Raw genomic sequence first — 11,131 nt, 5'->3', positions numbered from 1 at the left:
TCCGGGAGCGGGGGACGCGGGCGGGGCGGGCGCGGCATCGTCCGTGGCATGAACGTTCTCGCCGATCTGATCGAGCTCCTCCTGCCCGAACGCTGCGCCGGCTGTGCGGAGGTACCCGCCCTGCTGTGCGAGACGTGCGCGAGACCTCTGCGGGCGGCTGCGCGTCCCGCCGGGACCGCGCCGGCCGGGCTGCCCCCTCCGTGGACGGTCGCCTCCTACGAGGGGCCTCTCCGCACCGTCCTGGCCGCCTACAAGGAGCGGGGGCGCACCGCGCTCGCCGTACCTCTCGGAGAGGCCCTGGCCACCGCCGTCCGGGCCGCCCTCACCCCGGCTGGGCCGGGCCCGCCCGCCGCTGATCGGGCTGCGTGCGGGCTCTCGGGGGAACGGGCCACCGGGGCGTCCGTGGCACGCTCACGGGGCCCCTGCGCGCCACACGGGCGAGGGGCCGGGTCGCGGAGCCGGGATCCCGCCTCCGGGCCGCTGGTGGTCTGGGTGCCGTCCGCGCGCCGGGCGGTGCGGCGGCGCGGGCATGACGCGCTCCGGGGGACGGCCGAGGCCGCGGTGCGCCGGCTGCGGGCGGACGGCCTGCCCGTGACCGCGGTGGACGCCCTGCGGCAGCGCGGCCGGGTCGCGGACCAGGCCGGCCTCTCGGCTTCGCAGCGCGCCGCCAACCTGAGCGGGGCGATCGAAGCGCGCGCGGAGGTCGCCGGACGCCAGGTAGTGCTGGTGGACGACGTGGTGACGACGGGCGCCTCCCTCGCCGAGGCGGCGCGGGCCCTGCGTGCGGCAGGCGCCGACGTCGCCGGAGCGGCGACCATCGCCGCCACCCCACGCCACCGACCTCGGTGACCCCCACGGCGGCGGGAGACGCCGGGTGGGCGGAGCAGGACGAAGCGGCGCGGTGTGAGTTGAGGCGCGGTGTGACCGGGGCAGTGGGGTGGGATCCGGGCGAATGGTGACTTTCTTCACGTTTATCGCGTGGGGTGGTAGTCAGTGACCATGTGTAGTCGGCGGGTGTCCGGCTTGTCGCCTGTTGGGTGGATGTTTGGAGTTAATCGAGTCACATCTCGTCATGGAGGGGTAGAGATTTCCCAAACTCACTGGAAGGTCATTCCCACCTGACCTGCGTCGGCATGGATGGCGTGAGCGTCGTGCACCGGGGGTCTCACGGCTTGTGAGGGGCGTCGGCGAGGGGACCGGGGAACCCGGTACGGCAGTCCTCGATGACGGTCAGTGAGTATTTCCTCGCCCCACCCCCCTGACATTCGTGGCGTAAGGGGTTAGCGTTCCTGACATGGCACCCGCCCGGGTCCGTGGTTGCGTTGGATCGCAGTGCCCGTCAGGGGCATGGCAGACGATCCGGCTAGCCGATGCCAGGCGCAGGCGAAACGGCCCACGTAAGGCGACTTCTCGTCGACCGATCACGGTGCGCCTTAGAGGTAAGTCCTGCCCCGGCGGGGGATCCGACATCCCCCGAACCGGGAGAAGGGCAGTAGTGGCGAGAGCGCCGCGAGCCCCTCAGCAGGCGGATGTGGGGACGAAGACCAGGTCGGCCGGGCGGGTGCGACCCACCGTCCTGTGGTGCCCGTCCGGGACCGTCAGGGGTCCCGGGCGGGTGAGAAACGCAACCGGGAGAAGGGGGGTCCCACGTGAACATCACCGTGAGGGGCCGGCACACCGAGGTCAACGACAGGTTCCGTCGGCATGTCGACAACAAACTGGCCAGGATCGAACGGCTCAACCAGAAGGTCATCCGCGTGGATGTGGAGGTGTCCGAGGAACGTAACCCACGGCTGGCCGACCAGCGCGAAAGAGTGGAACTCACGATTCGCTCCCGCGGCCCGGTGATCCGGGCCGAGGCCGCCGCCGACGACCGCTACGGCGCCCTCGACCTCGCGCTGGACAAGCTGGAGTCACGGCTCCGCCGCGACTCCGAGCGGCGCAAGGGCCACGGCGTCAAGAACCACGGCGGCAAGGGCCGCGCGAAGCTCGCGACGATGGAACCGCTCCCCGAGGCGCTCCCTCCCACACCCCCCGAGACCGCGGCGAAGACCGCGCACCGGGCCGAGGCCGCGACGGTCTCGCCGGATGAGAACTTCGTCCCCATCCCCATGGACGGCGACGGCCCCCTCGTCGTCCGCGAGAAGTTCCACAAGGCCGAGCCGATGGGCATCGAGCAGGCGCTCTTCGAGATGGAACTCGTGGGTCACGACTTTTTCCTGTACCGGGACAAGGCCACCGGGCACCCTTCGGTCGTATATCGGAGAAGAGGCTGGGACTACGGAGTCATCAGGCTTGTCGAAGAGTGATGCGGTTCTCGCCTCACGTCACCGTCCGAACCATGTCATGATCTGAAAAGGCGCATCAGCCGATCCACGGACGCGGCGCGTCCCGGGAACCACCCGGGGCGCGCGGCGGTTGACCGGGTGACACCCGGTCCGAAATCCCCCGGGTTCGTCCCCGGACCCCGTAGGTTCCCGAGGACGACCCGTGGGGGAACGGCCCTCCGGTAGTTCCAGATCGCTGAATAGTGAAGGGGGGAAGCGGCGTCTCCTCCACGCCGCGACTCTGGTGAGCGAGAATCCCGAGGCTCGCGACGCCGCGGCGGTACCCCGTCAGACCGGCGCCGGCGGCACCCCCGCCGACCGGGAGGCGGCACGGCCGGCCGGGGCGGCCGACCCCATCCGCGTGCTCATCGTCGACGACCACGCGCTCTTCCGCAGAGGTCTGGAGATGGTCCTCCAGGGCGAGGACGACATCGAGGTCATCGGCGAGGGCGGTGACGGGCACGAGGCCGTCGAGATGGCCGGCGACCTGCTGCCCGACGTCGTCCTCATGGACATCCGGATGCCCCGCCGCAGCGGTATCGAGGCGTGCACGGCGATCAAGGACGCCGCGCCCAGCGCGAAGATCGTCATGCTGACCATCAGCGACGAGGAGGAGGACCTCTTCGAGGCGATCAAGGCCGGGGCCAGCGGCTACCTGCTCAAGGAGATCTCCATCGACGAGGTCCCGCAGGCGGTCCGCGCGGTGCACGGCGGGCAGTCGCTGATCAGCCCGTCGATGGCGTCCAAGCTCATCACGGAGTTCGCCGCGCTCGCCAAGCGCAGCGAGGAGCGCACGCAGCAGGTGCCCGCGCCGCGTCTCACCGAACGTGAGATGGAGGTGCTGCGCCTCGTCGCCCGCGGCCTCGGCAACCGCGAGATCGCCCGCGAGCTGTTCATCTCCGAGAACACCGTGAAGAATCACGTCCGCAACATCCTGGAGAAGCTCCAGCTCCACTCCCGCATGGAGGCCGTCGTCTACGCCGTCCGCGAGAAGCTCCTGGAGATCACCTGATCGGCGACCGGCAAATCGGTTTTGTCGGTGTCGTGTCGTAGCATCGCGGGCGTGAGCGAGGCAGACTCCAGCACAGGCGGATCCGGCGTGGCCGAACTCGGCGCGGACGAGGCGAGACGACTCCAGCTGCGCGCGCAGGGCTTCCTCGGAGCGCGCCCGAGGGGCGGCGTTCCGGCGATGCTGGAACGGCTCGGCGCCGTCCAGCTCGACACGATCTCGGTGCTGGCCCGGTCCCACGAGCTGGTCCCCTACGCCCGCCTGGGCCCGGTCGGACGCAACAAGATCGAGGCCGCCTACTGGGGCGACGGAAACGGCTCGGCCGCCCCGGCCGAGTACGGGGCGGCCGAGTACGGGGCGTTCGAGTACTGGGCGCACGCGGCGTCGATCCTGCCGATGGGCGACTGGCCGCTGTTCGCGTTCCGCCGCCGCGCCTACCTGCGCCGCGGCTGGCGCTGGCACAAGGTGCCCGAGGGCGTCTGCGACCAGATCCGCGCGCGGCTGAGGGCGGACGGCCCGCTCACCACCAAGGAGCTCGGCGGGGCCAAGGCGAGCGCCGAATGGTGGGACTGGAGCGACCACAAGATCGGCATCGAGTGGCTGCTGGACATCGGCGAGGTCGTCTGCGTCGAGCGGGTCGGCTGGCGCCGCGTGTACGACCTCGCCGAACGGGCCGTCCCGTCCGAGCTCCTCGCGCGGGACCCGGACGACGACGCCTGCCTCACCGCCCTCGTCGCCCGTGCGGGACGCGCCCTGGGCGTGGCCACCCGCGCCGACCTCGCGGACTACTACCGGATCAAGCAGGACCAGGTCGACCGCGTGATAGAGGCCGCCGGGCTCAAGCCCGTCAAGGTCGCAGGCTGGTCGCAGCCCGCCTGGGCCGATCCCGGGGCGCTGGACGTCCCGCCCAAGGGCAGGCACGCCACCACCCTGCTCTCGCCGTTCGATTCGCTCGTGTGGGACCGCGCCCGTGCATCCCGGGTGTTCGGCTTCGACCACCGCCTGGAGGCGTACGTGCCCAAGGCCAAGCGGGTCCACGGCTACTTCGCGATGCCGCTCCTCGCCGGCGGCCGCCTCATCGGACGCGTCGACCCCGCCCGCGAGGGCCGCACCCTCATCGCCCGCCAGGTGTCCCTGGAGCCCTGGGCGACCCGCACCACCGCCCGCACCGAAAGTTCGGCGGCGGCCCTCGCCACCGCCCTGTGGCGCGCCGCGTCCTGGGTCGGCTGCGACGACGTCCGGGTGGAGCGGACCTCCCTGCCCCCCACCCTCCTCAAGTCCGCCCTGGCCGCCGCTCTGCCCTGACCACCGTCAGCCGTGGGGGGTTTGCTGTGTGTCGGTGGCTATGGGGCGGTCCAGGACCTCGCCCGCCTCGCCGCCGCGGCGCTTGGCGGAGCGCGAGCCGAACAGGGAGTAGTCGACGATCTCGGGGATGACGCGCGGCGCGTCCACGACGACGTCGGCGAACAGGTGGACCATCCAGCTCACGAGGATGCCGGCGACGATGATGGCGGCGCCGACCCAGAACATGACCCACAAGGGACCGAGGCAGAGCGCGACGCCGCCCACGACGAAACCGGCGAAGATGATGGCGACGGCGACCCATGAACTCGGCCGGCCGGCGTGCGAACCGTGCGACTCTTCGGACATTGCGCCTCCCCTCCAGAAGGTGTGGACATCCTCTCCGCGACCCGGAAGGTCAAACGGAACACGCTGTGGATTGCGCTGCGGAGTGACCTAGACCATTCTGGGACTCGCCTACGATGGGCATCGTACGTGTGGTGTGCGCGCCGCCGGGGGCGGTGAACCACGATCTGCAAGGAGCCTTCTAGAGTGCCGCCAGTCATCGACAAGATCCTTCGTGCGGGCGAGGGCAAAATTCTGCGCAAGCTCAAGAAGCTCGCGGATCAGGTCAACTCGATCGAGGAGGACTACCTCGAGATGAGTGACGCCGAGTTGCGCGAGCAGACTGAGAAGTTCAAGGAGCAGTTCGCCGAGGAGGTGGCAGCGCTCACCGATAAGGGCGTCCATGAGAAGGACGCGGAGCGCGAAGTCCTCAACGAGATCCTGCCCTACGCTTTCGCGACCGCCCGTGAGGCCGCCCGCCGGGTGCTGGGGCAGCGTCATTACGACGTGCAGATCATGGGTGGCGCGGCGCTGCACATGAGCGAGCACCGGGCCTCTGACGATGAGAGGCGTGACGGTGACGACACCGGCCTGATCCGCAGTAGCCGCCACGTCGGTTACATCGCGGAGATGAGGACCGGTGAGGGCAAGACCCTGACCTGCGTGCTCCCCGCCTACCTCAACGCGCTGACCGGCAAGGGCGTACACGTCGTCACGGTCAACGACTACCTTGCAAAGCGCGACGCCGAGTGGATGGGACGCGTCCACCAGTTCCTCGGCCTCGAAGTCGGTGTCATCCTCCCGCAGATGACCCCGGACGAGCGGCGCGTGGCCTACAACGCCGACATCACCTACGGCACGAACAACGAGTTCGGGTTCGACTACCTGCGCGACAACATGGCGTGGAGCCTGGAGGAGTGCGTCCAGCGCGGCCACAACTTCGCGATCGTGGACGAGGTCGACTCGATCCTCATCGACGAGGCCCGCACCCCCTTGATCATCTCGGGGCCGGCCGAGCAGAACTCCAAGTGGTACTCGGAGTTCGCCAAGGTCGTCCCGCGGCTGAAGCGCGCCGAACTGATCAGCACGGCCGGCCAGGTGGACGAGTACGGCCCCGGCGACTACGAGGTGAACGAGAAGAAGCGCACGGTCGGCATCACCGAGGCGGGCGTCGAGAAGGTCGAGGACTGGCTCGGCATCGACAACCTCTACGACTCGGTCAACACGCCGCTGGTGAGCTTCCTCAACAACGCGCTGAAGGCCAAGGAGCTCTACAAGCGCGACAAGGACTACGTCGTCATGAACGGCGAGGTCCTGATCGTGGACGAGTTCACCGGCCGCATCCTGCACGGCCGCCGCTACAACGAGGGCATGCACCAGGCCATCGAGGCCAAGGAGGGTGTGTCGATCAAGGACGAGAACCAGACGCTCGCCACGATCACCCTGCAGAACTACTTCCGCCTCTACAACAAGCTGTCCGGTATGACGGGCACGGCTCAGACCGAGGCGGCCGAGTTCAACAAGACGTACAAGCTCGGCGTCGTGCCGATCCCGACGAACAAGCCGATGATCCGCGAGGACGTGGCGGACGTCGTCTACAAGACCGAGCAGGCCAAGTTCGAGGCCGTCGTGGACGACATCGCCGAGCGGCACGAGAACGGCCAGCCGGTCCTGGTCGGCACCACCTCGGTCGAGAAGTCCGAGAAGCTGAGCAGGATGCTCAAGCGGCGCGGCATCGCGCACCAGGTGCTGAACGCCAAGCACCACGAGCAGGAGTCGGCGATCGTCGCGGAGGCGGGCCGCAAGGGCGGTGTCACCGTCGCGACCAACATGGCGGGCCGCGGCACCGACATCATGCTCGGCGGCAACCCCGACTTCCGCGCCGACCTGGAGCTGCACCAGCGCGGGCTGTCCCCGCTGGAGACGCCCGAGGAGTACGAGGCGGCCTGGCCGGAGGCGCTGGAGAAGGCCAAGGAGGCCGTCAAGGGCGAGCACGAGGAGGTCGTCGAGAACGGCGGCCTGTACGTCCTCGCCACCGAGCGGCACGAGTCGCGGCGCATCGACAACCAGCTGCGCGGCCGGTCCGGCCGGCAGGGCGACCCGGGCGAGTCCCGGTTCTACCTGTCCCTTGAGGACGACCTGATGCGGCTGTTCAACTCGGCCCGCGTCGAGGCGATCATGACGCGGCTCAACATCCCGGACGACGTGCCGATCGAGTCCAAGATCGTGTCGAACGCGATCAGGTCGGCGCAGAGCCAGGTCGAGCAGCAGAACTTCGAGATGCGCAAGAACGTCTTGAAGTACGACGAGGTGCTGAACCGGCAGCGCAAGGTCATCTACGCCGAGCGCCGCAAGGTGCTGGAGGGCGAGGACCTGCACGACCAGGTCTGCCGCATGATCGACGAGGTCGTCGCGGGCTACGTCGCGGGCGCCACCGGCGAGGGCTTCGCCGAGGACTGGGACCTCGACAAGCTGTGGAAGGCGTTCGAGGACCTCTACCCGATCTCCATCACGGTGGACGAGCTGGTCGAGGAGGTCGGCGGCGACATCTCCGGCCTGGACGCCCAGACGCTGGCGGACAAGATCCGCGACAACGCTCAGGCGGCCTACGCCAACCGCGAGGAGGAGCTCAGCGCGGACGTCATGCGCGAGCTGGAGCGCCGGGTCGTGCTGAACGTCCTCGACCGCAAGTGGCGCGAGCACCTCTACGAGATGGACTACCTCCAGGAGGGCATCGGCCTGCGGGCCATGGCGCAGCGCGACCCGCTGGTCGAGTACCAGCGCGAGGGCTACGACATGTTCAACGCGATGCTCGACGGCATCAAGGAGGAGTCGGTCAGCTACCTGTTCCACCTGGAGGTCCAGGTCGAGGACCAGCCGGAGACCCCGGTCGTCGGCGCCACCCCCGTCTCCGTCGCCAAGTCCGCCCCCGAGGCGGACAAGGCGGAGGACGACGAGGAGGACGAGGCCGAGGACGTGGAGGCCGAGGAGGCCCCCGCGATCAAGGCGAAGGGCCTCGACGCGCCGAAGCGTCCGAAGAAGCTGGAGTACTCGGCCCCGACCGTCGACGGCGACGGCGGCGTGGAGCACCACAGCGAGGAGACCAAGGACGAGTACGCGGACGTGAACCGCAACGACCCGTGCCCCTGCGGCTCGGGCAAGAAGTTCAAGCGCTGCCACGGCGACCCGCGCAACAAGGGCAAGTAGGACATCGGAAAGCGGCCTCTCGCACGCGGGAGGCCGCTTTCCGCATGTCAGGGCGCGGTCGTCTCAAGAGCCGTGCAGCGCCATCGTCCCCGCATGTGCTCCAGCCGCAGGGCGAGCGCGTGGACCCGCCCGGCCACGACCACCACCGCGACCGTCTCCGCCACCGCCGCCGACGGCCGCTGCAGCCGCGTCGACAGCACCTTGGGCGGGACTACCCGCCGCCCGCGCGCGCCCGGCCCGCGCCGTGCGGCCATCACCCGGCACACCGCCGGGACGGCCACGAGCGACAGCTGGTGCGCCGGACGCGTCCCCGCCAGCACCTCCACGACGAGCCGTACGGCCGCGCCGGCAACGGCCCGTACCTCCGCGTCCACCCCGTCCCCGGGCCGGACCAGCCGCAGCGCGGGTCCGCGCGCCGGAGCCGCCGCGGGCCGCAACGCGAGGGCTCCCCGCGTCACGGGCACCGGCCGGTACCGAACGAAACGAACAGCCGCTGGCTTGACCGGACGTCGCATGAAACCTCCCGACTCGTTTAAGAACAGGAGTCGCGAGCGCCGCGAAAAATACACCCTGACCACACGCGGTCACCCATGTAACAAGGCCGGCTCTTGTCCCCCCTGTGTGAGGGGGGACAAGAAGCCGGCCGAGGCGGGCGCCGCGAGCAGGGGGTGAAGGGCTCGCGGCGCCTGCGGGAGGTCAGCTGCCGGCCGGGGAGTCCTGTGGTTCGGCGGTGCCCTTCCGGGCCTTCTTCGTTCCGCCGGCGAGCTCGGGGTCGGCGCCCGCGTCGGCGGCCGTCGACTCCTCGTCGTCGGGTTCCCGGCCGGGGGTCGCGAAGTTGAACTTCACGATCAGGAATTTGAAGATGAAGTAGTACAGGAAGAAGTACAGGACGCCCATTCCGAGGATGAGCGCCAGTCCCTTCGTGTTGTCCTTCGAGGCGTTCAGCAGCAGGTCGATGCCGCCCGCGGAGAAGCCGAAGCCGAGCTGGGCGCCGGCCGCCTCCAGGACCGCCATCGAGATGCCGGTGAGGACGACGTGCACCGCGTACAGGACCGGCGCGACGAACATGAACGCGAACTCGATCGGCTCGGTCACGCCGGTGACGAACGCGGTGAGCGCGGCGGAGATCATGATGCCGCCGACCGCGGGACGGCGGTGCGGGGGAGCGGCGCGCCAGATGGCGAGGGCCGCGCCGGGCAGGCCGAACATCAGCACCGGGAAGAACCCGGCGAGGAAGCCGCCCGCGTGCGGGTCGCCGGCGAGGTAGCGGTTGATCTCGCCGTGGACGGTGCCGTCCGGGCCGTTGTAGGAGCCGAACACGAACCAGATGAGCGAGTTCGGGATGTGGTGCAGGCCGAACGGGAGCAGCAGCCGGTTGACGACGCCGTAGATGCCGGCGCCGGCCGCGCCCGCGCCGGTGATCCAGTTGCCGAAGTCGGTGAGCCAGCTGCCGAACACCGGCCAGATGAAGCCGATGAGGACGCCGAGCACCAGGGCGGCGAGCGCGGTGATGATCGGGACGAACCGGCGGCCGCCGAAGAACGCCAGGTAGGTGGGCAGCTTCACCCGGTAGAACCGCTGGTAGAGCAGTGCGGCGACGACGCCGATGAGGATGCCGCCGAGGACGTCGGTGGGGTTCTTGGCCCCGAAGTCGATGACCTCCTTGGGCGCGCCGTCCACCATCTTGGTGATCAGCACGTTGCCCTTGAGCTCGTCGGTGTGCGAGAACATGATCTTGGAGACCTGGTCGTAGACCAGGTAGCCGACCACGGCGGCGAGCGCGGTGGAACCGTCGGACTTCCTGGCGAAACCGATCGCCACGCCGACCGCGAACAGCAGCGGAAGATGGTCGAACAGGGCCTGGCCGGCGCCGCCGACGACCTCGGCGACCCGGATCCAGCCGAGGCCGTCCGCGCCGAGCATGTCGGGCTGGCCGAAGCGGAGCAGCAGCGCGGCGGCGGGCAGGACGGCGATCGGCAGCATCAGGCTGCGGCCGATCCGCTGCAGCACCGCGAGGGCGCTCGACCCTCGGCGCGGTGCGGATTCCACTGTTGTCGCAGTCATCGCGAGGTCCCTCCTCAGGGGTTTCAGGAGTTCGGCGGGGGATTTCCGAGGGCCGTGTGGATCTGGTACCGGTCTGCCCGGTAGGTCGACATGCCCAGCTCGGCGCACACGCCTCCGGTGTAGGACCGGCGCTGGAGGAGCAGCACGGCACTGCCCCGGGCGATCTGCAGGTGTTTGGCGTCGGCCGCGTCGGCGAGGCCGGCGTCGATGGTCTGGTCGCCCGCGTCGAAGACCAGCCCGTAGACCGCTTCGAGGACGCCGTACAGGGAGCGGTCCGCGAGCCTGCGGTCGAGCAGGTCGGGGGCGAGCGCGGCCAGGATGTGCGCGCGTTCGAGGGCCATCGGCTCGCCGTCGGCGGTGCGCAGCCGCTCGAAGACGTGGATCTGCGTGCCGGGTTCGACGTCGAAGACGCGGGCGAGGCGCGCGTCGGCCGGGACGGTCCGCCGGTCCAGGTCGATCGCGCCCGGCCGCAGCCCGCGGGCCAGCATGTCCTCGGTGAACGAGACGAGCCGCAGCGGCATCTCGATCTTCGGCCGCGCGACGAAGGTGCCCTTGCCGGGGACGCGGTAGAGCCGTCCCTCGGAGACGAGCTGGTCGACGCCCTGCCGGACGGTCATGCGGGACAACCGGTACTGGACGCACAGCTCGCGCTCCGATGGGATCGGTGCGTCGACGGGCAGTTCCGCGCTCTCGATGAGGTCGAGCAGGATGGCGCGAAGCTGGAAGTACTTCGGTACCGGGCTGTGCGGGTCGATGGTCGTCACGGGGGTGTCCTCGATGGCCGTGGGCCGGATCGATGGGATTCGCCGGGTTTCGACGGTTGGGTGGGCTTGGCGGTTGTTCGACGGTATTCGATTTGGTTCGTACTGGTCTAGGCCGGACTAGACCACAGCCGAAA

9 protein-coding genes are annotated in these 11,131 nt (G+C 69.8%); 5 read left to right on the top strand and 4 right to left on the bottom strand.

Translation table 11 applies throughout. The annotated features are described in order from the left end of the window. The first annotated feature begins 48 nt into the window (after positions 1-48). The 4 genes from ACQPXG_RS40415 (at position 49) to ACQPXG_RS40400 (ending at position 4,641) form a co-directional block, all read left to right on the top strand. The gene (locus ACQPXG_RS40415) at positions 49-849 is read left to right on the top strand and encodes a ComF family protein (RefSeq protein ID WP_433464428.1); all 801 of its coding nucleotides are present in this window, start codon (positions 49-51) and stop codon (positions 847-849) included. Positions 850-1,649: 800 nt separating this feature from the next. Continuing rightward, a complete protein-coding gene (gene hpf / locus ACQPXG_RS40410) occupies positions 1,650-2,309 on the top strand; it encodes a ribosome hibernation-promoting factor, HPF/YfiA family (protein WP_433464427.1) in 660 nt (219 codons plus the stop codon). A gap of 379 nt (positions 2,310-2,688) precedes the next feature. Next, positions 2,689-3,339: a response regulator transcription factor gene (locus ACQPXG_RS40405; protein ID WP_279484379.1), complete on the top strand. Its 651-nt coding sequence runs from the start codon at positions 2,689-2,691 to the stop codon at positions 3,337-3,339. A gap of 51 nt (positions 3,340-3,390) precedes the next feature. Beyond that, the gene (locus tag ACQPXG_RS40400) at positions 3,391-4,641 is read left to right on the top strand and encodes a winged helix-turn-helix domain-containing protein (protein WP_433464426.1); all 1,251 of its coding nucleotides are present in this window, start codon (positions 3,391-3,393) and stop codon (positions 4,639-4,641) included. A 6-nt stretch (positions 4,642-4,647) separates the two neighbouring features. Here the strand turns inward: ACQPXG_RS40400 and ACQPXG_RS40395 are convergent, their stop codons facing one another. Beyond that, positions 4,648-4,986 carry an HGxxPAAW family protein gene (locus ACQPXG_RS40395; RefSeq protein ID WP_433464425.1) on the bottom strand — a complete coding sequence of 113 codons (339 nt, stop codon included), beginning with the start codon at positions 4,984-4,986 and terminating at the stop codon, positions 4,648-4,650. Positions 4,987-5,169: 183 nt separating this feature from the next. Here ACQPXG_RS40395 and secA point away from each other — a divergent pair, with 183 nt between their 5' ends. Then, positions 5,170-8,169, top strand: a complete 3,000-nt coding sequence (gene secA, locus ACQPXG_RS40390; RefSeq protein WP_433464424.1) for a preprotein translocase subunit SecA — start codon at positions 5,170-5,172, stop codon at positions 8,167-8,169. Positions 8,170-8,216: 47 nt separating this feature from the next. Here secA and ACQPXG_RS40385 read toward each other — a convergent pair whose 3' ends face one another. The 3 genes from ACQPXG_RS40385 to ACQPXG_RS40375 all read right to left on the bottom strand — a co-directional run bounded on the left by ACQPXG_RS40385 (position 8,217) and on the right by ACQPXG_RS40375 (position 10,997). Further along, on the bottom strand, positions 8,217-8,627 hold the full coding sequence (locus ACQPXG_RS40385) for an Rv3235 family protein (protein WP_433464423.1): 411 nt from the start codon (positions 8,625-8,627) through the stop codon (positions 8,217-8,219). 238 nt (positions 8,628-8,865) lie between these two features. Then, complete coding sequence (locus tag ACQPXG_RS40380) at positions 8,866-10,233, bottom strand: PTS transporter subunit EIIC (RefSeq protein ID WP_433464422.1); 1,368 nt, start codon at positions 10,231-10,233, stop codon at positions 8,866-8,868. Between the two features lie 23 nt (positions 10,234-10,256). Further along, on the bottom strand, positions 10,257-10,997 hold the full coding sequence (locus ACQPXG_RS40375; RefSeq protein ID WP_433464421.1) for a GntR family transcriptional regulator: 741 nt from the start codon (positions 10,995-10,997) through the stop codon (positions 10,257-10,259). Positions 10,998-11,131: the final 134 nt, after the last annotated feature.

Origin of the sequence: Spirillospora sp. CA-128828, from assembly GCF_050945415.1 — a bacterium.
In the GTDB taxonomy this organism is placed as follows: Bacteria; Actinomycetota; Actinomycetes; order Streptosporangiales; family Streptosporangiaceae; genus Spirillospora.
Note: the sequence above shows the minus strand (reverse complement) of the source record. Positions and strands in the feature narration are given on the sequence as shown.